Here is a 23210-nt window from a genome sequence, read left to right as displayed (position 1 = left end):
GCCCGAGCTCCACCCACCCGCCCACAGCACAGGCACCTGGTCCAACGCCACCCCCAAAAACGCAAACTGGCAACTGGGCCTGTAACTGTTCCTCCCGCCGGGCGGCAACCCAACCGGGGTTGCCGCCCGTCGCATGTCACGGTGTGGGAGATGCGCCCGGTACCGGCTCGCTCGGATAGACCTCATGCCACAGCCAGGCCAGAGACTCGCCGTCGTCGTCCCACTCGTCGGGCCCCGGTGCACGAGAGCGTCGAAGTTCTCGTTGCGAACTTCCGGGTGATAGTACGTATCCACAACGGCCAGAAAGGTCGCGTACGGACCTCCGCTGTCGCGAAGCCAGTACCTGGCGATCTGGGACATCTGATTCTGATCTCAGTTTCGTTCTTTCGATGGGTGCGCGGGCACCAGCATGGCAATCGGCTGATAGCCGTCAGGTCAGCCGATCCCGGAATCTCGTCAAAGACGATCTGCGACCATCTCGATGATCCGCCGTGCGGGATCGCCGGTGACTGCTTGACCGAGGAGTTCGTCGAACTCCCTGCGATACAAAGCGATCTCTGACGGATTGGTGATTTGCAGATACCCTGACACTGCTTCAACAGTCACCTTCGCCTCGTTCGCTCCTTCCGATATGACGAATCCTTCGCAGGGCCAGCGGAGTCGGCGTTCGGCCTCCAGTGGAATGATGTTGACGGAGACCGACGGCAGTCGCATGGCCGTGGCCAGGTGGGCGAGTTGCTCAAGATGCGTATCGCGGCCGCAGACTCGGTGGTGAAGGACGGGCTCCTCGACCACGAAGACGAATCGTTTCCCGGGCTTTCGCAGGATTCTTTGCCGGTCCATGCGCTCTGCGACAGCCTCCCGGACGTCGTCGACCGTGATGCCGAGCAGGTCTCGCACGGATTCGAGACCCGCTCGGGTGTAGTCGGCGGTCTGGAGCAGCCCTGGCACCACCGCCGACTGGTAGCAGCGGTAGTGCCGGACTGTGCGATACATCTCCCGAACGGATTCCTGTGCCTGCTTCAGGCCTGCCCGGTGCAACCGCTGCATCGTTGTCCACATGCCGGCGGCTGCTGACCGCTGTGCCATGAGCTCCTCAACGCGCTGGGTGGGCACCGCACACAGCTGGCACCAGATGATCAGATCTGCTGCGGAAATCGAGCGGGCTCCGTGCTCGATACGTGAGATCTTCTGCGGTGGCCAGCCGGCGGACGCAGCCATCGTGCGTCCGGTCAGCCCGGCACGCTCGCGAATCTCGCGGAGCTGGTCGGCGATGGCTTGACGTGCAGCCTGCGCGCTCGAGGAACTTGACGACGGCATCGACGCGGCGCTCTACCTCAGAATATAGTCGACGTGCGGAATCGCGCGTTCCCAGACCTGCTCGAAGGTGGCGATACACCGTGCAACGAGGTCCGGATCACTGGTGAATTCTTCCTCGCCGGTATCTGTACCGTCACCGGCGCAGAAGTTGAATGCGACAAGTCGGCCATCGATGATCCAGAGATCGGCACCGGGCAGCATCAAGTCGAACGTCTGACGCCTCGGTAGCCACCGCACATCTTCACCCGCCTCGACGTTCTGTGCGGTGAGCATGTGCTCCCAGCGGATGTATTCCGTCACAGGCTCGGACACGATCCGCGCTCGACGGAACTGGACACCACGTGCCACAGAATCTGACACGAGCTTCTTCCACGACGACATCTCGTATGCGCCTGAGCCACCGGCGACGAATTCTTTGAACGCCGGGTGGTTGGGGTCGTACGTCTCCCGCATCTCCAGGTGGAGCGCGGACCGCCGCGCGCCGCGAAGCAGGTCGAGGAGATCAACCTCGCCGTGGCCCAAGCGTCCTGCCTCGTAGGTCCCAGCGGCAGCCTCGGCCAGTATGCCGGCCATGCGCGCGGGCTGCCGCACAACCGCCTCGTCCGCACCCAATGGTGAGTGTTTGGCGATTTCCGCAAGGATCTTCGGATCCGTGACGATCTTGCCTTGCTGGTAGAAGTCCCCGGTCTCGGGGTCGACGAAAACTGCGGGACACTTGGACTCAGGCGAGTTGGGATCTGTGCCGACGAAGTCGAGAGTCATGCAGGTGCCTCCGTGAGAGTTGCCAGAAGTTGCCGCATCTGACCTTCCTCGCTGCGGCAGCCGCGGGTCAAGCCGGTTGCCACAAGTTGCCCCCTCTGCAGTTGGAGGGGCGGCGTCTGTGCTCGGGCGGAATTATGCATGTCGGCAAGTGGGGGCACCTTTTGGCAATGTGCTCGATCCGGGTGGCGAGGTCGCGGCAGTGTGTCGGCCGTGAGGTTGCGACTACGAGCGCGACCGAGCCGACTGGGTGTGCGGTGCCACCGCGCAGTGGATTGGTAGTTTGGAAGGTCGAGGGATGAGTAACAGGTCGGAGTTGTCGAGCACGGCCAGGGAGTCTCGCGGGGTCGTTCTGAACGAGCGAGGCTGGCCGGTCCTCCGGCCGTCTGACGCCGAGCCGTGTGACGGTCGGAATCCTGTGACCGGCGAGGCCTGCGTTCTCAGGTATCACAACGGCTATCACCGGGACAGCAGCAACGCGGAGTGGCTGGACGACGAGTAGCCCCCACAATCGGCGGGGCATGCGTGCTGGTCCCTGCGCCCGCGCGTGCCCTGCTCTCCAACCCGTCCGTCTGCGCTGGCGTCGAGTGCCGGCCTTCGCTGATGCTGAGCTCGTTGATAGCTACCCCGCCGCGCTACCCGGTCGGCGCGGCGGAGGGGCGGGCCAACGTATCGCAGTTGTCAACGAGCATGTGCCTGGAGCGGAAGCGCATCTTGACCTCCGCCTTCTGCTGCAGTGCGTGGACGGTCGGCGGGCTCGGGGCAGGTGGGCGTGTCGACGTTGGGGGATCTCGGGTGCTCTGCCCGATGCGTGGGGCGGGTAGGCGCGTTGTGCGGGCGCAGGTTGGACGTGTGCGCCTTTGGTGCGGGGCATAGGGGGTGGGTGGGCTCGGGGCGTGTGGGCGTGTCGACGGTGGGGGGATCTCACGCGATCCCCCCCGGAGGTCGTCGGGTCTGTTAGGTGTTGTCCGGGCCGGCCTTGCGGACTTCTTCTACCTTGGTCATGGCGTCGCGGAGGTCGGCGAGCCAGGTTTCGCTGTGCTGGGCGACGAGTTTGACGCACCAGCCGAGGGCGTCGCTGCGGGAGCGGGCCACGCCGGCGTCGACGAGGGTGTCGAGGACCTGGCGTTCGGGCTGGCGGAGGCGGGTCATCACGGGGGCGGACAGCGACGTGAAGACGGTCTTGGTGTCGCCGCAGCGGACGCCCCAGGCGACCTTGCGGCGGGCGGCGTGCTCGAGCTCGCGGGCGATCTCGATCCGGCGTTCGCGGGTGTCCTCGCGGAACTGCTTGATCCGGCCGTCCTCGGCGGCGGAGCGTTCGGCGGCGCTCACGTCCTGGTTCTGCTCGGGTGCGGGGATCCGGCCGACGATCAGGATCTCGTCCCGGTCGATCGACAGTTCGGTCTCACCGTCGAACCAGTCGCCCGGCAACCGCCCGGTCAGCCAGCCCCGCACCTTCTCCTGCTCGGTCTGCGTACTCATGTAATCATGATTACACCCTTCACAAGCCCCGCTCAAGCGGTCAGTGGTACCGCACCGTGTACGCCGCGTGCGCGTCGCCCTGCGACAGGCCGACGTTCGACACCCCGATCACCAGCGTGTGCCGGGTGACGTCGTTCCGGTAGGTCACGTACGTCGTACCGGCCGCGCCCTCCGAGCCGATCTGCGTCCAGTGCGAACCGCCCACGGCGGCCACCCCGTGCAGTTGGCGAACGGCGGCCGGCGTCGCGTAGTACGCCGTCCACTTCGCGTCGCCGCGACCCCAGGCCCGGACGAGGTTGTCCGACCACTGCACCGCGTTCCACGCCTTCGGCTCGTTGCTGAACCTGGCCGTGTACGCCGCGTGCCAGCCGCCGGCACCGCGCAGCCCGACGTTCTGTACGCCGACCGTGAGGTTCCCGCCGCGCGCGTCGTCGTGGTACGTCACATAGATCGTCCCGGCCGCGCCCTCGACGCCGGTACGCCGCCAGTGGATCCCGCCCGGCGTCGCCTGCCCGAAGAGCGTTCGTGAGGTGGTCGCAGAGGCGTAGCAGTTGGCTGCCGCGGTGTTGCCGCTGCCCCACGCGCGGACGAGCCGGTCGGCGTACGTCGTCGCGGAAACCCCCGCCACCGAACCCGCACAGGTGGCGGCATTGGCGGGTGTCGCGCCGGTGAGCACGAGCGGTGCGGTCACCGCAAGAGCCGTCGTGGCGCCAAGACCCATGATCCTTCGAATCATCATCGACCTCCCGAGTGGATGTGGTCCTACTGGATGGGACGCCACATCCGACCCGGGAGTTTGCGCTGCAACACGCTTGCAATATCAAGCGGCGGGTGGCGGCGCGAACGCCGCGCGTAACCGCTCCTGCGCCGCCGCTCCGGCCGCGGTGTGGTCGAGCCCGAGCAGCGCCGCCCCGACCACCGGCGGTACGTCGACCACTCGCGGCAGCGCCTTCGGGGCGACGTCGGCGAGCAGCCGGGTGACCCGGTCGAGCAGCACGGGATGCCGGGCGGTGAGGACGCCGCCGCCGAGTACGACGGTGACCGGTTCGGCGAGCAGGTCGAGCCGCCGCAACGCGCTGAACGCCATCGCGACGATCTCCTCGGCCTGCTGCTGAACGATGCCCAGGGCAACGGTATCGCCGGCCGCCGCGACCTGGAACAGCACCGGCGCCGCCTCGAGTTGCCGGTGCGACGGCAGCTCGCCGAAGTGGAAGGCCTCGATCACCGCGTTCAAGGAGGTCTTGCCGTAGTGCACGGGCAGCGCGGTCACCAACGCGGTCGCCGGGCCGCGCCCGTCCTCGGCCCGCGACGCCGACCAGAACGCCTCCTCGGCGAGCTGGGCGCCACCGCCCCAGTCGCCGGTCACCTTCCCCAACGCCGGAAACCGCGCCGTACGTCCGTCAGGCAGCATCCCCGAGCAGTTGATGCCCGCACCGCACACCACGGCCACACCGCGCGGCTCGTCCACTCCAGAACGCAAGAGCGCGAACGTGTCGTTGGTGACGTACACGGACTGCGCCCAGCCGCGCTCTTGGAAGACCGTGGTCAGCTGCTCGACCTCAATAGGCAGGTCGGCGTTGGCCAGGCACGCTGACACCTGCTGCACCAGCGGTACGTCGCCAACGCGCAGCCCGGCCGCCGCGGCCGCAGCGCGTACAAGCGGCTCCAGCCCATCCACCGCGGCATCAGGACCGACATTCTGCGGCTCGAACCCGCCCCCACGCGCCGTACCGAGCACTGTGCCGTCAGCGGCGACAAGTGCGACGTCGGTCTTGCTGTTACCGGCGTCGAAGGCGAGTACGCCGCCCGGGACTAGCGCGCCCACGGCAGGTACGCCTTGTTGTGCGCCAGCAGCTTGTCCGTGAGTTCCTGCGCGATCGAGATCTGCCCGACGAGTGGATGCGCCAACAACGCCTGGAACACGCGTTCGGCCCCACCATGTACTGCGGCTTGCAGCGCCAGGTCTTCGTACGCCGTCACGTGTGCGACGAGTCCGGCGTACAGGGGCTCCAACGGGGACACCGTCAACGGCTGAGCGCCCTGTGCGTTCACCGTGGCCGGTACCTCGATCACGGCGTTGTCAGCGAGGAACGGGAACGTGCCGTTGTTGAGCGTGTTGACGACCTGTACGTCGCCGGTGTCGTTCAAGAGCGAAGACGCTAGCGCCACGGCCGCCTCCGAGTAGTAGGCTCCGCCGCGCTTCTCGAGCAATGCGGGCTTCTCGTCGAGCTTCGGGTCGGCGTACATGTCCAGTAGCTCCTTCTCGAGCGCAGCGACCTCGGCTGCACGTGAGGGCTTGTGAAGCAGCTCCTGTACTACCGCGTCGTGCTGGTAGTAGTAGCGCAGGTAGTACGACGGAACGACGCCTAGCTGCTGTACGACGTCCGCCGGGAGGTGTAGGTCGTCCGAGATATCAGTCAGGTGCTTCTCGAGCAGCTGAGGCAGCACGTCCTCGCCGTTGACGCGTACGGCGCGCTCCCAGGTCAGATGGTTCAGCCCGACGTGGTCCAGCGACACCTCCTCGGGCGTGACGCCCAAGAGCGCGGCGAACCGGCGCTGGAACCCGATCGCCACGTTGCACAGCCCCACGGCCTTGTGCCCGTGCGACAACAGCGCCCGTGTCACGATCCCGACCGGGTTGGTGAAGTCGATGATCCACGCGTTCGGGTTGGTACGCCGTACCCGCTCTGCAATGTCCAGCACGACAGGAACGGTCCGTAGCGCCTTGGCGAGCCCGCCCGCGCCCGTGGTCTCCTGGCCGACGCAGCCGCACTCCAACGGCCACGTCTCGTCCTCGTTGCGCGCAGCCTGCCCGCCGACGCGCAGCTGCAGCAGTACTGCGTCAGCGCCGTCGATCCCCGCGTCCAGGTCGGACGTGGTGATCACCCGACCCGCATGGCCCTGTTTGGCGAAGATACGTCGAGCCAGGCCGCCGACCAGCTCCAGCCGGTCTGCTACAGGGTCTACGAGCACCAGCTCCGACACCGGCAGCGAGTCGCGCAGCCTGGCGAACCCGTCGACCAACTCAGGCGTGTAGGTGGACCCGCCACCAACAACTGTCAGCTTCATCCCTTGACCCCTGTCAGTGTGACGCCTTCGATGAAGGCTTTTTGCGCGAAGAAGAACAAGATGATCACCGGGGCCATCACCAGCAGCGTTGCTGCCATCGTGAGGTTCCAGTTGGTGTGGTGGGCGCCCTTGAAGGACTCCAGGCCGTAGCTGAGCGTCCAGGCGGCCGGGTTCTCGCTGGCGTAGATCTGTGGGCCGAAGTAGTCGTTCCAGCAGTAGAAGAACTGGAACAGCGCTACAGCAGCGATGGCCGGCCTGGCCATCGGCAGCACGATCCGTACGAGCGCCCTGAACTCCCCGCAGCCGTCGACCTTGGCGGCGTCCACGTAGTCCTTGGGAATCGTGAGCAGGAACTGCCGGAGCAGGAAGACCGAGAACGCGTCGGTGAACGCCATCGGGATGATCAGCGGCCACAACGTCCCGGACAGGTGCAACTGCTTCGCCCAGAACAGGTACATCGGCACGATCACCACCTGCGGCGGCAGCATCATCGTGGCAATCACCAGCATCAGTACGGCGTTCCTGCCGCGGAACTTGAACCGGGCGAGGGCGTACGCGACCGGAATGCTCGACAGCAACGTGAGCGCCGTACCGAGAACGGCGTACATGAGGGTGTTCTTCCACCACGTCAGGAACCCGGGCGTCTCCCAGACCGTCCGTAGGTTCTCCCAGTGCCAACTGTCGGGCCATAGGTTGCGCGTGAGCGCCTGCTGGTCGCTCATGAGCGCCGTGAGGAAGATGAACACAAGCGGCAGCACGAAGAACAGTGCGGCCGCGATGGCGAGCGCATGTACGCCGAGCCAGTGAAAGAAGCGCGTCATGCCGCACTCCTCTCGCTCATGGAACGCATCAGGAACCCGGTGAACACCATTGCCAGCACGAACAGCACCAGCGCGATCACCGAAGCGCCGCCGGTGTCGAAGCGCTGGAAGCCCAGGTGGTACACGAGCTGTGGCAGCGTCAGCGTGGACTTCTCCGGGTACCCGGGCTCGAACTGCTGCCCCGAGCCGCCGATCACCCCGCTCGCGACCTTCCCGGCGACCAAGGGCTGCGTGTAGTACTGCATAGTCTGGATGACCCCGGTGACGACCGCGAACAGCACGATCGGCGAGATGTTCGGCAGCGTCACGAACCGGAATCGCTGCCACGCGCCGGCCCCGTCCAGCGACGCCGCCTCGTACTGCTCTTGTGGTACGTCGAGCAGCGACGCCATAAAGATCACCATCAAGTCGCCGATGCCCCACAGCGCGAGCAGTGTCAGCGCCGGCTTCGACCAGGAAGGGTCGTTGAACCAGCCGGGCTGCGGCAACCCGAGGCTACCGAGGATGTTGTTCACCGGGCCGGTGCCCGGGTTGAGCAGGAACGCGAATGCCATCGTGGCGGCGACCGGCGGGGCCAGGTACGGCAGGTAGAACGCCGTACGGAAGAAGCCGGCGCCTGTCTTCACCTTGGTGATCAGCAGGCCGATGCCGAGGCCGAAAAGGACCCGTAGCGTCACCATGACGACTACCAGCCACAGGGTGTTGCGCAGGGCGGGCCAGAAGAACGGGTAGTCGGTGAAGACGTACTGCCAGTTCTTCAGGCCGGTCCAGGTCGGCGGGGTGAACCCGTCGTACTTCATGAAGCTGAAGTAGACGGTCGAGACCAGCGGGTACAGGAAGAAGAGGCTGACGCCGATCAGCCAGGGCGACAGGAAGGCGAGGTTGCGCAGGGACTCCCTGCGACGCTTTTGCCGGAGGGTCATTTCGCCTGGGCCAGGTCTTTGTCGATCTGCTCGTCCGTCTTCGCCAGACCGGCCGCCAGGTCAGGGACCTTGCCGGACTCGTAGGCGTAGCCGAAGTCCTGCAGCGTCAGCTGGTACGCGCCGCCGTTCGGGCTGGCCGGCGTGGTGCTGCTCTTGGGGTGCTGGGCGATGCCGAGGAACGGCTTGAGGTCGGCGTTGAGCTTGGGCGACTTGAGCGCGTCCAGCGTCGATGGCACGTTGTGGATCGCGTTCGCGAAGCTCACCACGGCGTCGGTGTCGGTGGTCATGAACTTGACCAGCTCCCAAGCCGCGTTCTGCTTCTGGCTGGTGCTCGCGATCCCGATCACGGTCCCGGACAGGTAGCCCTTGCCGTAGCTGTCGGCCTGGTCGTCGGGCACCGGGAACGGCGCCACGCCGATGTCGAACTTCACCCCGGCGTCGCGGGCCATCCCGAGCCGCCATTCGCCGTCCATCGTCATCGCGACCTGCCCGGTGTGGAACGGGTTCTTCGCCCCGAACTCGTCACCGAACGTCGCGCGGTACTTCTCCAGCTTCGCGAACCCACCGAGCTGCGCGACGAGGCCGTGCTGCCACTTCAGCATGCTCGCGAACGCCGGGTCCTTGGCCAGGTTCGACTTGCCGTCGGGGGTGAAGTATGTCGGGTTCCAGAGCGCGGCGAAGTGCGACGTGGTCGACTCGTACCCGTGGAAGTTCGGCATGAAGCCGAGCTGCGTGTAGCTGTCGCCCTTGGTCTTGGTCAGCTTCTTCGCGTCGGCGTCGAACTCGGACAACGTTTTCGGCGGCCCGGAAATCCCGGCCGCCTTGAAGGCGTCCTTGTTGTAGTACAGGCCGTACGCGTCGTTCAGCAGCGGGAGCGTGCACCGCTTGCCCTGGAACTGCGTGTAGTCCTGCAACGGTTTCGGAAACGTCGCGTCCAGGTCGATCCCGGACTTTCCGAGGAACGGCGTGAGGTCGCTGAACACGTTCGACGCGCAGAACGTGCCGACGTTGTCGGTGGTGAACGACGACACCACGTCCGGCGCGTTGGAACCGCCGGCCCGGAGCGCCTGCTTGATCTTGTCGTCGTTGATGTTGCCGACGACCTTGACATGGATGTTCGGATGCTCGGCTTCGAAGGCCTTCACGTTCGAGGAGATCGCGGCGACCTCGGAAGGTGCGCTCCATCCGTGCCAGAACGTGATCGTCACGTCCTTGGTGGCATCGTCGTTCGCCTGCGGCGCGTTCGAAGTTCCGGTGCAGGCCGTCGCTGCGAGGGCGACTGCGGCGGTGCCGAGGGCGGCACGGGTGAAGCTTCGCATCCATTCTCCTGGTTACGTGATCGGTGGTCCCGCGGTGTCGAAGACCTCGTCGCGGGTCGTGCTCAGTGCGGACTGCAGTGCTCCGGAGAGCACGGGGTCGGTGCTGATCGCGGTCATCAACAGCTGCGGCCGCGGTACGGCGAGGTCGGCGAGCTCGTCCTGGACCAGCCCGCGCAGGCGTTCCCCGCCGGCGGTGATCACACCGCCGGCCAGCACGATCAGCTCCGGGTCGACGACCGCGACGATCGCCGCGAGGCCGACCGCGAGCCGGTGCGCGAACTCCTTCAGCACGGCGTCGCCGGCGCCCTCGGTCTGCAGCGCGGCCGCGATCGCGCCCTCCGGCGTACGGGCCTTCAGACCGTGTTCACGGGCGAGTTCGAGGACCGGTTCGCCACCGGCCAGCTCCTGGAAGCCGCCGGCGTTGTTGCGGCCGACGTTGCGGATCAGCGGCGTACCCGGAAGCGGCAGGAACGCGACCTCGCCGGCGCCGCCGGTGGCACCGCGGTGCAGCCGGCCGTTGATGACGATCGCGGCGCCGATGCCCTCCTCGCCCCAGAGCAGCACGAAGTTCTCGTGCTCCTGGGCATGGCCGACGCGCTGCTCGGCGACGGCGGCCAGGTTGACGTCGTTCTCGACCTCCAGCGGTACGGCGATCGCCGCGGCCAGCTCCTCCAGCAGGTGCGGCGCGTGCCAGCCCGGCAGATGGGTCGCGTACCGCAGCCGGCCGGTCGTCGGGTCGAAGCCACCCGGCGTACCGATCGAGACCCGGTGCAGCCGTTCCCGGCTCAGCCCGGCCTCGCCGGCCGCACCGTCGATCGCCTTGAGCACCCGGTCGACCGTGCCCTTGGCGCTGCGGCCCGGGGTGCCCAGCTCGTAGCTGCCCACCACGTTGCCGGTCAGGTCGGCGACCGCGGCCCGGATCCGCGTTGGCGTGACGTCCAGCCCCGCGACGTACGCGATCTCGCCGTTGATCTCGTACAGCTGCGCGTTCGGTCCCGGGCGCCCGGCGGTGGTCCCGCTCGGGCGCACCAGCCCGGCCGCCTCCAGGCGGGCGAGCAGCTGCGACGCGGTCGGTTTGGACAGCCCGGTCAGGTTGCCCAGCGTGGTGCGGGAGAGCGGGCCCTGGCTGAGCAACAGGTCCAGGGCGGCGCGGTCGTTCATCGCGCGCAGCAGGCGCGGCGTTCCGGGTGTCGTTGCCATGAGCCAACCCTGCCTCCCTTCGCCGCCCGCGGGTACTCGCCGCGCTGAACTTCCCAACTGTTAGGAAAGTTTCCTATTAACGCGAGACCGTACGGCGGAGCGGCGCCGCTGTCAATCGCGGCGCTGGAAAGTCAGGGTGTGGCGGTTACCTCGGCTGTGCCTGTTCGGCGAGGAGGGCGAACGACACCAGCCAGTGCGTCGACATGAAGTCCCCGTCCGTCACAGTCGGCAGCACTGCGTCCACCTGATGATCAGCTCCGGCCCGTAGTACGTCGGCTACCTCCGGCACGGCAGCAGCGATCGTCCGCAACTGCCAGGCCCGGGACAACGCCAGTCCGCCCAGATGCGCCAACTGCCCGTCCCCGGTGTTGTCCGTCACCGGCACCTCCAGCAGGTGCTGGTGCGCGTCGGCTCCAAGTCCTGGCAGGAACGCCGACAACCAGCTCCGGAACTCCGCATCCGGCAGCACCCGCCGCATCAGCTCGGCCTCTGACAGCGCAGGCGACAAGAAGTCGGTCCCTGACGGCTCAAAGCGCGTGTCGTACGCCGTGTCCTCGCCGTACCACTCCAACGCCCGCGCCCGCACGGCCTCCACCACATCCGCCCGGCCCAGCTCGCCGTACGCCTCATGAAGCAGCGCAAGCGCAAAGGTTGAGTTGAGATGTACGCCGTGGCGCACCGGGTACGCCTGTTTCGGCAGCCACGCGAGTACTAGGTCCGCGATCACCTCACCCAACGGAGCAAGGGCGTCGCCCCAGCGGGTGTCACGCGCCGCAGCAACCAGCATGGCTGCCCACGCCCAGCCGTACGGACGCTCGTACGACGGACGCTCCCGTAAGTACGCAGCTTCGACTGCAATGGCCTCCGGCGTCAGCCGCGTGTCCAGCAGCTCTGCCGGGCGTTGGCCGACCTCGTCCGGTGCGAGCGTCAGCAGCCGGACCAGGGACCACTGCATGTGCGCGCTGGAGTGCCAGTCGTACGACCCGTGGAACGCCGGGTGCAGCCGGTCCGGCGTCACGTCCACGTCGTCGGGACCGGCGGACGCGTGCTGTGTGGCGTACGGGTAGGTGGTGTCGAGTACCTCGCAGGCGATGTTGGCCCAGGCAGCGGCGTACTTCATCGGACTCCTAGAAGGCGAAGACGTACATCAGGACGATGTTGCAGGCCAGCAAGGGGATCGCGGTCGGGATCTGCGCCTTGATCGGGCCGTACTGGTCCTTCATCTCCAGCAGCGCCGCCGGGACCAGGTTGAAGTTGGCGGCCATCGGCGTGCACAGTGTGCCGCAGAAGCCGGCCAGCATCCCGATCGCGAACACGACTGCCGGAGTGCCGTGGAACTGCTGCACCAGCAGCGGCCAGCCGACCGCGGCCGTCATCACCGGGAACGCCGCGAACGCGTTGCCCATGATGATCGTGAAGAGCGCCATGCCGATGCAGTACAGCGCGACCGCGGCGATCAGCGAGCCCTTGGGGATCAGGTGGTTGGTGACGTTCCCGACCGCCTTGCCGACGCCGGACGCGGTGAACAGCAGCCCGAGCGTGGCCAGCATCTGCGGCAGGATCGCGGCCCAGCCGATGTGCTCGAGCAACCGCCGGCCCTCGTGCAGCGGGACAGCAGGAGACTTCGGCCGGAACAGCACCATGCCGACGATCAGCGCGAGGATCGATGCGACCCCGAGCCCGATGATCGTCGCCGAACCGGTCTCCAGCAGCAGCTTGCCGTTGCCTAGTTTCACCTTGGCCAGCCAGGCGCCGAAGATCGCCGCGACGACCGGGATCACCAGCGCGGGCAGGAAGAGCTTGTTGCCGAACTTGTTCGCGAAGTGCTCCCGCTCGGCCGGTGTCGTCGTCCGTTCCTGACCCCGCGCCGGGAAGCCGAGGCCGGCCAGCGCCGCGATCGCGATCACCGCGAGGCCGAGCACCCAGGCCGGAGCCTGCTTGTGGACGACGAACGTGCCGTAGCCGAACGAGACGCCGAGGAGACCCCAGAACGCCGCGCTGCCGAGCCGTTTCGGGTTGCCGCGGTCGTTGCCGACCTGCAGCGCGATCAGCACGAACAGGATCCCGCACAGCCAGTAGAACCACTCGACCTTGATCATCGTGCGGCCTCCTGGGCGTCCGCCTCGGCCTCGGCGGCGAGCTTGTCGAGTTGCCGGTCGAACAGCCACAACCGGGTGCCGTGGATGAGCAGCGCGCAGATCGCGGTCGGGATCGCCCAGACCGCGATGTCGATCGCCTCGAGTTTCAGGCCGTACGTCGTGTCGACGAAGCCGGTGATCAGCAGGATCGAGCCGACCGCGACGAAGATGTCCTCACCGAAGAAGACCCCGACCGTGTCGGAACTGGCCGCGAAGCCCTTGATCTTCTCCTGCATCTTCTCCGGCAGTTTGCCGTACTTGCGCTCGGCGGCGCCGGCGGCCATCGGATGGATCAGCGGCCGCACGGCCTGCGCGTACCCGCCGATGCTGGTCAGGCCGACCGCGGCGGTGCCCTGCCGGATCACCATGTACAGCGCGAGCAGCCGGCCCGTGGTCAGGACCTTGAGTTTGCTGATCAGCTTGCGGGCCTGATGCTGCAGGCCGTAGCGCTCGATCAGCCCGATGACGGGCAGCGTGACGATGAAGACGGTGACGGACCGGCTACCGGCGAAGCCGTTGCCGAACGCGTCCAGGATCTTGACCGGAGACAGGCCGCCGATCAGGCCGGCCACGATCCCGGCCGCGGTGACGACCAGCATCGAGTTGATCCGGAGCGCGAACCCGACGACCACCACCGCGATGGCGAGCAGAACCCACATGGTTCCTCCCGGGGGGACAGGGCGATTCCGCTCACCATAGGAGATTGTTGAACGATCCTGCAATGGATCATTCGAACAAATTCTCCACCGGCTCCACCGGGACGACGCCCTCGGCCTTGGCCGCGAGGTCCGGATCGACCGTGATCAGCGCGTCCGCCTGCAGCCGCGTGACCGCGAGGTACTCCGCGTCCCGGAGCGTGTCCCAGTCTTGGTCGCGGGCGATCTTCCACGCCGTCCAGCGGGACACCCGGTCACCGAGCGCGCGGATCTTCACCTCGGTCATCCGGGTGTGCAGCTGCCGCGCGTCCTTCTCGGTCCGGGTACCGAGGCGTACGTCGCGGAGCAGCTGCTCGAGCGCTTCCGAGCGGATGGCCGCCGGCGCGACCAGCTGATGGTGTGCTGCGACGGACAACTCACCGTCGACGAGGTGCAACAGGGTGGGTGCATCGATCACGTAGCGCGTCATGCACCTCAGACTGCCCTAGGGAAGGCGCCAGTCCACCGGAGCGGCGCCCTGCTCGGCCAGGAGTGCGTTGACACGGCTGAACGGACGGGAGCCGAAGAACCCGCGGTCCGCGGACATCGGGCTCGGGTGCGCGCTCTCGACGTACGGCGTACTGCCCAGCATCGGCTTGAGGGTCTGCGCGTCACGGCCCCAGAGGATCGCGACCAGCGGGCCGCCGCGGTTCACCAACGCGTGGATCGCCTGCTCGGTGACAGACTCCCAGCCCTTGCCGCGATGCGCACCGGACTTCCCGGGCTGCACAGTGAGCACTCTGTTGAGCATCAGCACGCCCTGGTCGGCCCACGGCGTCAGGTCACCGTTCGACGGGGCAGCCACGCCCACGTCCGCCATCAGCTCACGGTAGATGTTCTGCAGGCTGCGCGGGATCGGCCGTACGTCGGGAGCGACCGAGAAGCTCAGCCCTACCGGGTGGCCCGGCGTAGGGTACGGGTCCTGGCCGACCACGAGCACCTTGACCTCGGCCAGTGGACGGTGGAAGGCCCGCAGTACGTTCTCGCCGGCCGGTAGGTACGCGCGGCCCGCAGTGATCTCCGCGCGCAGGAACTCGCCCATCTGCGCCACAGTGCCTTCAACCGGAGCCAGTGCCTCGGCCCAGTCCGGCGCCACCAGATCCGCCAACGTCTTAGGACTCACCCGCCACAGTCTCGCAGTACTGCGGTCCGTAGTGCACCCCGGGTTGTCGCCTGCTGTTCGCGTGTCGCTCAAACGCTGGTGTCACTACGGAGGGTACAAAGGTCGCGGCCCCGCAAAGGTATGAGCTTGCGGGGCCCTTGCTATGTCGACAGCCGGCGCAGTGCCGCGGCGTAGCGGGTGGCTGCGTAGCGCTGGGCTGTGCGTGTGACGGGGCCTGCCAGACGCGTGTACCAGGTCGCGGGGCGGCTGTAAGCGCGGATGGCGACGTACACGCCGTCAGGGTCGCGGGTGACGAGGAAGGACTCTTCTCCGGACTCCGGGTGGCCTTCCAGCGTGCCGTAGGCGAAGCCGATGCGGTCCGGTTCGTCGACGGTCCAGACAACGCGGCAGGGGACAGGCAGGCCCAGCCGGCCCCGGAGCCGTTTGCTGATGAGCCCCGGGCCTAGTAGCCCCAATGAGTTGGTCCCGACGCGGGGTGGTGCGTCGGTCGCGGTCATCGGCAGTCCGGCCGCCCGCTGCATCCGCCACGCCAGCAACGCGTCCGCGGCACGCTGGAACACCTCGTCCCCGTCGCCGAGCCGTCCGCGGTACTCGAGCCGGTGGTACCCCTCGGGCGTCTCGTCGTACTGCGTGCACCCCACCTCGTCGTACGTGAACCGCAACCCCGCCAGGTCATCCAGCTTCATCGAACCCCTCCCGTCGCATCGCCAGCACCCCACACAACCCAAACCCCACCGCATTCGCCACCCCATGCGTGGCAACCATCCAGCCGAGTGGCAGGTACGGCGTGTCCACCACATGCCCCAGCGCCCAGGTGACCGCCAGCACCATCGTGACGACCAGCACGGACCCCGAGACGACCAGGAGGACCGCCGTACTGCGTTCTACCCGGCGCGACCGCTTCCAGAGCTCCCAGCCGACCAGCCACATGCCTGTGGTCAGTACAACGGCTCCTGCGAGCTCGACCGCGTCGCCGAGGAAGAAGCCGAGCAGAACGATCACCGTGCCGAGTGGGACGCTCACGGCGGCCAAGCCGTCCGCAGAGAGGTACGCCATCAAGGCTGCTGTGAAGCCGGCGAAGTGGAAGTGAGCGACTGTGAGCGACAAGACCGTCAGGTTGAAGCCGAAGAGTTCGTACGACGACCTCTCGGCGACCAGTGCGAGCGCAGCGATCGACGGTGTGGCCAGAGCGGTGTAGAGCGCGACCTGACGTGCACCGAGCTTCTTGTGCTGCAAGAAGTGCCTTGCGGCCAATGCGATCAGTACCAGCGTGCCAACGCAGTAGATCGACGCCAACGCGATCGACACTGCACCACGCGGCAGCCACAGCGACACCGCGCCCGGAACGGCGAACGCGAACCACCAGCGGGTGCTGGTGGTTCGCGTCGGGAGCAGCGTGAGGCCTAGGGGAACGACGATGAGCATGCCCAGGCTCACCACCGCGTGGACTAGGAGGATCAACTGCTCTTCAGGCCGCTGGTCTTGTCCTGCTTGATCGCGTCGAACAGTGCCTTTGCCTTCGCGGTGTCCCACTTGACCGCGACACCGCGGCCGTGGCCGAGCTGGTAGTTGTCGGTGCTCACCGGCACCGTCAGTGTCACGCCACCACTGCCGGAGATCGCCCGCATTCCGTTCGCGAACCGGACGAAGTCGAGCAGGCTCATGCCCTTGTCCACGGTCAGCGCGTCCACGCCCTTGGTCGCCACGTTGTAGTAGCGGATCGGGTTCAGGAACGTCGACGGCGAGCTGGCCTTCTTCGCGACCGCGCCGACCATCTGCCGCTGCCGCTGGACGCGGCCGAAGTCGTTCTGCCCGTCCGCGTGCCGGGAACGGACGTAGCCGAGCGCGGTCACGCCGTCCAGCTGCTGGCAGCCGGCCGGCAGGTTGATGTGGGCGAGCTTGTCGTCCATTGCCTTCGGCAAGCACATTTGGACGCCGCCGATGCTGTCGATGACCGAGGCGAAGCCGCCGAAGCCGACCTCGACGTAGTGGTCGATGTGCAGGCCGGTGACGTTCTCGATAGTCTGGATCAGCAGCGCCGGACCCTTGTTGAACGCGGCGTTGATCTTCTGCTTGCCGGACACGCCCGGAATGTTCACCGCGCTGTCCCGCGGGATGCTGATCAGCACGGTCGGGCCCGACTTCGGGACGTGCATCAGCATGATCGAGTCGGTCCGCGCCGGGCCGGCGTTGCCGCCGGTGTGCAGCTTCGCGCGCTCGGCGCGGGTGAGGTTCTCCCGGGCGTCCGACCCGACCATCAGGTACGTCGTCCCCGGGGTCGCGGCCGGCCGGTCGCCGGTCGGCATCGCGTCGATCTTGTCGATCCGGCTCCAGGCGTAGAGCGGGACCGCGATCAGCATGAGGACGAACAGCAGGACGATCAGTCCGACGGTCCGGAGGAACCAGTTGCGCCGCTTCTTGGGGCGGCGCGGCGGCGGGTTCGCGGTTCGCGGGTCGAGGCGCTGCGTTTCACTCATAGCCATGACCGTATCGGTGCCCGGCCCTCAAACACGTCACCCCAGTGAATGGTTTTACACGTCGGAAAGTCGATGGCACCTCCTTCAAAGGGAGGAAATCCGGCCCGCGAGCGAACCGGAGCGCCGGAAGCTGACCGGCGACATGCCCACTCTGGCACTGAACAACCGGCTGAAGTACGCCGGGTCGTCGTACCCGACCCGCCGTGCGACCAAGCTCACCGCCAGGTCCTCCTCTGCCAGCAGAACCTTTGCATAGCTGAGTCTTGTGGCCAGGACGAGTTCATGCGGCGTTGAGCCAGTCGTACGCCGCACCGCATTGCGTAGCTCCTTCACTGTGATTCCCAACGCACTGGCGTATCCCTGGATGCTCATCGGTGTACACGCGAGCTCAGCAAGCCGTGCGGCGACGTCGTCCTGTGGTGGTGCCTGCTGGCTCAGTACGTCGTACAGGGCGCCTGTGAGCTGTACTGCGTTGTGCTGCTTGCTCACGCGCAGCAGTCGGGTGAATGCGCGGTCGACGGCTTGCGGGTCGGTGTACCGGCGTACTGGTCGGTTGAGGTCGAGATGGCCCAGTGCGGTGAGTGCTTCGGTGGCTGGGCCGCTGAAGAGTGCCCAGGCCTGGCGCCAGCGGGTTGCGGGGCGGTAGCCGTGCAGGACGCCTGGAAACAGTGTCAGCAGGGCAGGCGCGCGTACTTCGAGTAGTTGGCGGTCTGGGCCGTGGAGCAGATGGCCGTGTCCTTCCTTGAGCCACACGAGCGCGTGGCAGCCGAGTGCGCGCTCCGGTGCGGCCCGGGACGCGTTCGTCTGCTCGCCAGCACCTAGGCAGAAGAGTCCAAGCTGGCGTTCGGCGGCGCCTGGGGTCAGGTAGATCGACCAATCGTGCACGTCACAAGAGTCCAAGAGGCTGGGCCGGGTGTCCATTCCGTTCGGTGTCGCGGGCGGCTGGAATGGAGGTGTGCTGACGTCTAACGGGTATGTGCTGGATGAGCGGCGGCTGGGTGACCTGGTCGCGGTGCCGGAGGAAGAGCGTGACGATCGGGAGGTGCTGCAGGCGCGGCTGCGGCGGGACGGGTACCTGTACCTGACCGGGCTGTTGGATCCCGCCGTGGTGTGGGCGTTCCGCGAGTACTACTTCGGGCTGACGGGTGCTGCCGCGGACAGGGCGGCGTACCGGAAGGTGCTGTTCGAGGAGATCGTGCCGGGTCCGGAGTACGCGGCGTTCTGTACGCAGCCGGCGTTGAAGGACTGGTTCGCGTGGTTCCTCGACGGGGATCCGTTCCTGCACCGGCGAAAGATCATCCGGCAGACGGCGCCAGGTGAGAACGGCATCGGTACGGCGACCCAGGCGCACTACGACCTCGTCTACCTGCGGGAGGGGAGTGACCAGGTGCTGTCGGCGTGGATCCCGCTGGGCGACTGCCCGGTCAGCCGCGGCGGCCTGACGTACCTGGCGGGCAGCCACCACCGCGTACTCGCCGACGAGGCGGCCGGCCGGCTCAAACGCCCGGCCGCGTCGATGACGGCGGACCTGCCCGCTTTGGCAACGGAGTACGACGCGGACTGGCTGGTCGCGAACTATCGGGCCGGGGATGTCGTCGTACACACCGCACACACGATCCATGCGGCGCTCGACAATGTGTCCGACGGCATGCGGCTGTCCACCGACATCCGGTACCAGCGTGCCGACGACGCCGTCGACGCCCGCTGGCAGCAGCACTGGCACGACCGCGACGGCCTCTGACGGAGCCCTTCTCGCTAACGACAATCATTTCAGTTAAGGTGGGCGCGGACGTGCGAACCGAATCTGAGGAGAGTCGTGAACCGGAACGAACTGATCAGCGGCGTGGCGGTGAAGGCGGGCATCCCGCGGAACCAGGCCGAGAAGGTCCTCGACGCGCTGGGCGACGTGGTCACCGAGGCTGTGCAGCGCGGTGAGAAGGTGTCGCTGACCGGCCTGCTGAGCATCGAGCGGGTCCTGCGCGCGCCGCGCACCGGCCGGAACCCGCAGACCGGCGAGCCGCTGGACATCCCGGCCGGGTACTCGGTGCGACTGTCCTGCGGGAGCCGGCTGAAGGCGGCGGCGCGCGCCGGGCGCTGAGCTTTTCCACAGCGTGGCAATACCCGGTCCCTGGCCCGCGGCGAAACAGGTATGTTCGCTGGCAGCAACTCCACTCGTGACAAGGGGCCAGGGATGACAGCAGGAATCGACGGGTCGGCCGCGGCGCGACCGCAGGACGATCTGTACCGGTTCGTCAACGGGGCGTGGCTGGCGGAGCACGAGATCCCGGCGGACAAGGCGATCCACGGCGCGTTCCACGCGCTCTGGGACACCGCCGAGCAGGACGTCCGCGCGATCGTCGAGAAGACCGTCGCGGCCGGGCACCCGGAGGGCAGCGAGCCGCGCAAGATCGCCGACCTCTACAGCAGCTTCATGGACACCGAGACGATCGAGCGGCTGGGCGCCGGCCCGATCGCCGGCCAGCTCGCGCTGGTGCAGGGCGTCACCGACGTCGCCGGGCTGGTCTCGGTGCTCGGGCAGCTCGAGCTGGAGGGCGTGCCGGGGGTCTTCCACTACTGGGTGGACGCCGACGCGAAGCAGTCCGACCGGAACATCGTGCACCTGACCCAGGGCGGCCTCAGCCTGCCCGACGAGTCGTACTACCGCGAGGACGCCTTCGCCGAGATCCGCACGGCGTACGTCGCGCACGTGGCGAAGCTGCTCGAGCTGGCCGGGCTGCCGGACCCGAGCGGCGCGGCGGAGCGGATCCTCGAGCTCGAGACCCGGATCGCCGGCGCGCACTGGGACCGGGTGAAGGAGCGGGACGTCCAGCTCACCTACAACAAGCTCGACCGGGCCGGGCTGGACGCGCTCACGCCGGGCTTCGACTGGGCGACCTGGCTGACCGGTGCCGGCGTACCGGAGGGTGCGTTCGCCGAGGTCGTGGTGCGCGAGCCGGACTTCCTGACCGCCGCGGCCGGTGCGCTGCGGGAGGTCGACGTCGACCGGTGGAAGGAGTGGCTGAGCTGGCGGGTCGTGCACACCGCGGCGCCGCTGCTGAGCCAGGCGTTCGTCGACGAGAACTTCGCCTTCTACGGCAAGACGCTGACCGGTGCGCCGGAGCTGCGGGAGCGCTGGAAGCGCGGCGTCGGCGCGGTCGAGCAGGCGATGGGCGAGGCGCTCGGCAAGCTGTACGTCGCGGAGCACTTCCCGCCGGACGCGAAGGCCCGGATGGTCGAGCTCGTGCAGAACCTGGTCGCCGCCTACCGGCAGCGGATCGAGGCGCTGGACTGGATGGGCCCGGACACCCGGCAGCGGGCGCTGGAGAAGCTCGGCACCTTCGTGCCGAAGATCGGGTACCCGGACGAGTGGAAGGACTACTCGGCGCTCGCGGTCGACCCGGCCGACCTGTTCGGCAACGTCCGCCGCTCGGTCGCGGTGGAGACCCAGCGCGACCTGGACAAGCTCGGCAAGCCGGTCGACCGGAACGAGTGGCGGATGACGCCGCAGACCGTGAACGCGTACTACAACCCGCGGATGAACGAGATCGTCTTCCCGGCCGGCATCCTGCAGCCGCCGTTCTTCGGGCTGGACGCCGACGACGCCACGAACTACGGCGCGATCGGCGCGGTGATCGGCCACGAGATCGGCCACGGCTTCGACGACCAGGGCTCGCGCTACGACGCCGACGGCAACCTGAACGACTGGTGGACCGACGAGGACCGCGCCGCCTTCGAACAGCGCACCGACAAGCTCGTCGCGCAGTACGACGCCCTCGAGCCGGCCGAGACCCCCGGCCAGAAGGTCAACGGCAAACTCACCCTCGGCGAGAACATCGGCGACCTGGGCGGCCTGTCGATCGCGTACGTCGCCTACCAGCTGTCCCTCGACGGCACCGAGCCGGACGAGGAGATCCAGGCCGGCGCCGAACGCTTCTTCGCCGCCTGGGCCCACGCCTGGGCCACCAAGACCCGCCCCGAGGAAGCCGCCCGCCGCCTGACCATCGACCCACACTCCCCGCCGGAGTTCCGCTGCAACGCGGTGGTCAAGAACATCGACGTCTTCCACACCACCTACAAAACCACCGAAACCGACGCCATGTGGCTGGCACCGGACGACCGCGTCCGCATCTGGTGATCAGCACGTCAGCGCTGTGCGGCTGAAGGTATTGGCCCGGTCGTAGGTGGACTTGAGGTCGCGTAGCCGGGAGAGCTTTTCGGGGCTGTAGGCGCGGTGGATGGCGGTTGGGCAGTTGTCGGCGATGGTGTTGACGTAGCTGCCGCTGGTGTAGGGCTCCAGGGCGGCGGCGTAGGTGCGGGCCGCGGTGATGCGGTCCGTGTCCTCGGTGGGGTCGGTCCAGTCGTCGCCGGTGGTGAACTCCAGCAGGGCGTCGCGGTGGCTGTACGCCGTTGCGTCGTCCGGTACGTCGGTGATCGCGCCGCCGTTCAGCGTCAGCCGTGCTCCGGGCAGGTCCCGGGACAGGAACGCGTCGATGGCGGCGTCCGGCAAGGAGCGCAGGTAGTGGCCCTTGCAGTACCTGCGCAGCGCGTGCCGTTCGACGTCGTCGGACTGGGTCTGCAGGTCGAGGTAGCTGACCTCGCGGACCCGTTGGGCGATCGGCCGGCCGATCGCCTGGTACGACGGCAGCAGTCGGCGCCCTTCCTCGGCGTCGCCCACCCACACGTACCCGATGCTCGCGATCGGCCGGCCAGCGCGGCGTCCTACCCGAGCTACGGGTGTGGCCGCGCGCGGGGCTTCCGCGAGGAGGTCCCGCCAGCCGTATAGCGCCGTACCGCCGTCGGCCAGGTCGTAGTACAGGTCCACGGTCAACGCCTGCGTGCCCACCGGATGCAGGCGGAACTCGAACTCGGTCACCACCCCGAAGCTCCCGCCGCCACCGCGCAGTCCCCAGAACAGGTCCGGGTACGACGTCTCGCTGACCCGCAGTACGGCGCCGTCCGCGGTGACCAGCTGGTACGACGCGACGTTGTCGCAGGTCAACCCGTACGCACGGGCCAGCCACCCGACGCCGCCGCCCAAGGTGAGCCCGCCGACGCCGGTGTGCGAGACATTGCCGGCCGTCGTCGCCAGGCCGTACCGCTGGGCGGCCACGTCGAGGGCACCCAGCAACGCCCCACCGCCGACCCGTGCTCGACGGCTGACCGGGTCGACCTGGACCGTGTTCATGGCGGACAGATCCAGCAACAGACCGCCCTCCACCACGGGGAGCCCGAGGAAGCTGTGCCCGCCGCCGCGGACGCCGAGCTCCAGCCCGGCGTCCTGCCCGTAGCGGAGCGCCGCCACCACGTCCGCCGTACTCGCACAGCGCGCGATCAGCGCCGGGTGGCGGTCCACCATCGCGTTCCACACCGCCCGGCCGGAGTCGTAGCCCGCGTCCCCCGGCCGGGTCAGGCGACCTTCGAACGCCGCGATCGTCATCGCCGGACCGCCGCGCGTACCAAGGCCAGGACCGACGTACGCCGGAACCAGGCGATCCCGGCCGCGACCAGCAGATACCCGAGCGGGATCGCGGGGGACGCGCCCAGCACGAGGATGTTCGTCAGCGTCGCTCCGACCAGCAGCAGCGACAGGCCGAGCGCGGCGAGACCGCACAGCCGCGGTACGAGCAGGCCGATCGTGCCGGCCAACTCCAGGACGCCGACCACGTACCGCAACCACTGACCGACGCCCACCGCGTCGAAGATGTCCACCATCACCTGGTCACCCGACAGCTTCGGCAGCGCCGCCATCGCGATCATCGCCGCCAGCACCACCTGCACCACCCACAGCGCCACGCTTCCCGTCCGGGCCTTGCGCGCCGTCGTCATCGTCGAACTCATCACTACCTCCAAGGGGCTGTTCCGGTACGACGACTCTCGGTCCGGC

Annotated in this window: 24 protein-coding genes; 3 read left to right on the top strand and 21 right to left on the bottom strand. The window is 67.8% G+C overall.

The annotated features are described in order from the left end of the window. Window positions 1-456 precede the first annotated feature (456 nt). The 19 genes from ACFV9C_RS34635 to ACFV9C_RS34545 form a co-directional block, all read right to left on the bottom strand. Entirely contained in the window at window positions 457-1320 is an 864-nt protein-coding gene (locus ACFV9C_RS34635; RefSeq protein WP_380200288.1) for a helix-turn-helix domain-containing protein, read from the bottom strand. Window positions 1321-1332: 12 nt separating this feature from the next. Next, window positions 1333-2082, bottom strand: coding sequence for a DUF6879 family protein (locus tag ACFV9C_RS34630; protein WP_380200286.1), 750 nt, complete (start codon window positions 2080-2082; stop codon window positions 1333-1335). Window positions 2083-3036: 954 nt separating this feature from the next. Further along, window positions 3037-3561, bottom strand: a complete 525-nt coding sequence (locus ACFV9C_RS34625) for a hypothetical protein (protein ID WP_380200284.1) — start codon at window positions 3559-3561, stop codon at window positions 3037-3039. A gap of 40 nt (window positions 3562-3601) precedes the next feature. Further along, window positions 3602-4297 (bottom strand): hypothetical protein, encoded by a 696-nt coding sequence (locus tag ACFV9C_RS34620; protein ID WP_380200282.1) that lies wholly within the window; start codon window positions 4295-4297, stop codon window positions 3602-3604. An 84-nt stretch (window positions 4298-4381) separates the two neighbouring features. Then, window positions 4382-5386, bottom strand: a complete 1005-nt coding sequence (locus tag ACFV9C_RS34615; RefSeq protein ID WP_380200280.1) for an N-acetylglucosamine kinase — start codon at window positions 5384-5386, stop codon at window positions 4382-4384. Continuing rightward, entirely contained in the window at window positions 5374-6630 is a 1257-nt protein-coding gene (locus ACFV9C_RS34610) for a 6-phospho-beta-glucosidase (RefSeq protein ID WP_380200278.1), read from the bottom strand. The genes ACFV9C_RS34615 and ACFV9C_RS34610 overlap by 13 nt, the downstream gene beginning before the upstream one ends. Beyond that, window positions 6627-7451 carry a carbohydrate ABC transporter permease gene (locus ACFV9C_RS34605; RefSeq protein ID WP_380200276.1) on the bottom strand — a complete coding sequence of 275 codons (825 nt, stop codon included), beginning with the start codon at window positions 7449-7451 and terminating at the stop codon, window positions 6627-6629. Before ACFV9C_RS34605 ends, ACFV9C_RS34610 begins: the two co-directional genes overlap by 4 nt. Further along, window positions 7448-8374, bottom strand: a complete 927-nt coding sequence (locus ACFV9C_RS34600; protein ID WP_380200274.1) for a carbohydrate ABC transporter permease — start codon at window positions 8372-8374, stop codon at window positions 7448-7450. The genes ACFV9C_RS34605 and ACFV9C_RS34600 overlap by 4 nt, the downstream gene beginning before the upstream one ends. Continuing rightward, window positions 8371-9693: an ABC transporter substrate-binding protein gene (locus tag ACFV9C_RS34595; protein WP_380200272.1), complete on the bottom strand. Its 1323-nt coding sequence runs from the start codon at window positions 9691-9693 to the stop codon at window positions 8371-8373. Before ACFV9C_RS34595 ends, ACFV9C_RS34600 begins: the two co-directional genes overlap by 4 nt. Before the next feature lie 12 nt (window positions 9694-9705). Continuing rightward, window positions 9706-10893, bottom strand: coding sequence for an ROK family protein (locus tag ACFV9C_RS34590; RefSeq protein ID WP_380200270.1), 1188 nt, complete (start codon window positions 10891-10893; stop codon window positions 9706-9708). A 145-nt stretch (window positions 10894-11038) separates the two neighbouring features. Continuing rightward, window positions 11039-12013, bottom strand: a complete 975-nt coding sequence (locus ACFV9C_RS34585) for a DUF2891 family protein (protein WP_380200268.1) — start codon at window positions 12011-12013, stop codon at window positions 11039-11041. Between the two features lie 7 nt (window positions 12014-12020). After that, window positions 12021-12992, bottom strand: coding sequence for a DUF979 domain-containing protein (locus ACFV9C_RS34580; protein ID WP_380200266.1), 972 nt, complete (start codon window positions 12990-12992; stop codon window positions 12021-12023). Then, window positions 12989-13690, bottom strand: coding sequence for a DUF969 domain-containing protein (locus ACFV9C_RS34575; RefSeq protein ID WP_380200264.1), 702 nt, complete (start codon window positions 13688-13690; stop codon window positions 12989-12991). The genes ACFV9C_RS34580 and ACFV9C_RS34575 overlap by 4 nt, the downstream gene beginning before the upstream one ends. Before the next feature lie 67 nt (window positions 13691-13757). Further along, the gene (locus ACFV9C_RS34570; protein ID WP_380200262.1) at window positions 13758-14156 is read right to left on the bottom strand and encodes a hypothetical protein; all 399 of its coding nucleotides are present in this window, start codon (window positions 14154-14156) and stop codon (window positions 13758-13760) included. A gap of 15 nt (window positions 14157-14171) precedes the next feature. Continuing rightward, window positions 14172-14849 carry a uracil-DNA glycosylase gene (locus ACFV9C_RS34565; RefSeq protein WP_380200260.1) on the bottom strand — a complete coding sequence of 226 codons (678 nt, stop codon included), beginning with the start codon at window positions 14847-14849 and terminating at the stop codon, window positions 14172-14174. A 140-nt stretch (window positions 14850-14989) separates the two neighbouring features. Next, window positions 14990-15535, bottom strand: a complete 546-nt coding sequence (locus ACFV9C_RS34560) for a DUF1990 family protein (protein ID WP_380200258.1) — start codon at window positions 15533-15535, stop codon at window positions 14990-14992. After that, window positions 15522-16286, bottom strand: coding sequence for a YndJ family protein (locus tag ACFV9C_RS34555; protein WP_380200457.1), 765 nt, complete (start codon window positions 16284-16286; stop codon window positions 15522-15524). The genes ACFV9C_RS34560 and ACFV9C_RS34555 overlap by 14 nt, the downstream gene beginning before the upstream one ends. 20 nt (window positions 16287-16306) lie before the next feature. Continuing rightward, window positions 16307-17326: an LCP family protein gene (locus ACFV9C_RS34550; RefSeq protein ID WP_380200256.1), complete on the bottom strand. Its 1020-nt coding sequence runs from the start codon at window positions 17324-17326 to the stop codon at window positions 16307-16309. A gap of 84 nt (window positions 17327-17410) precedes the next feature. After that, window positions 17411-18211, bottom strand: a complete 801-nt coding sequence (locus ACFV9C_RS34545) for a helix-turn-helix domain-containing protein (protein WP_380200254.1) — start codon at window positions 18209-18211, stop codon at window positions 17411-17413. A gap of 28 nt (window positions 18212-18239) precedes the next feature. Here ACFV9C_RS34545 and ACFV9C_RS34540 point away from each other — a divergent pair, with 28 nt between their 5' ends. From ACFV9C_RS34540 to ACFV9C_RS34530, 3 genes are all read left to right on the top strand, one after another. Further along, window positions 18240-19067 carry a phytanoyl-CoA dioxygenase family protein gene (locus ACFV9C_RS34540; protein WP_380200252.1) on the top strand — a complete coding sequence of 276 codons (828 nt, stop codon included), beginning with the start codon at window positions 18240-18242 and terminating at the stop codon, window positions 19065-19067. A 75-nt stretch (window positions 19068-19142) separates the two neighbouring features. Beyond that, window positions 19143-19424, top strand: a complete 282-nt coding sequence (locus tag ACFV9C_RS34535; RefSeq protein ID WP_380200250.1) for an HU family DNA-binding protein — start codon at window positions 19143-19145, stop codon at window positions 19422-19424. Window positions 19425-19517: 93 nt separating this feature from the next. Further along, a complete protein-coding gene (locus tag ACFV9C_RS34530; RefSeq protein ID WP_380200248.1) occupies window positions 19518-21461 on the top strand; it encodes a M13 family metallopeptidase in 1944 nt (647 codons plus the stop codon). Here the strand turns inward: ACFV9C_RS34530 and ACFV9C_RS34525 are convergent, their stop codons facing one another. Both ACFV9C_RS34525 and ACFV9C_RS34520 read right to left on the bottom strand, forming a co-directional pair. Beyond that, window positions 21462-22763: an FAD-binding oxidoreductase gene (locus tag ACFV9C_RS34525; protein WP_380200246.1), complete on the bottom strand. Its 1302-nt coding sequence runs from the start codon at window positions 22761-22763 to the stop codon at window positions 21462-21464. Continuing rightward, window positions 22760-23164, bottom strand: coding sequence for a DoxX family protein (locus tag ACFV9C_RS34520; protein WP_380200244.1), 405 nt, complete (start codon window positions 23162-23164; stop codon window positions 22760-22762). Before ACFV9C_RS34520 ends, ACFV9C_RS34525 begins: the two co-directional genes overlap by 4 nt. Window positions 23165-23210 lie beyond the last annotated feature (46 nt).

It is taken from the genome of Kribbella sp. NPDC059898 (assembly GCF_042730855.1).
GTDB lineage: Bacteria > Actinomycetota > Actinomycetes > Propionibacteriales > Kribbellaceae > Kribbella.
Note: the sequence above shows the minus strand (reverse complement) of the source record. Positions and strands in the feature narration are given on the sequence as shown.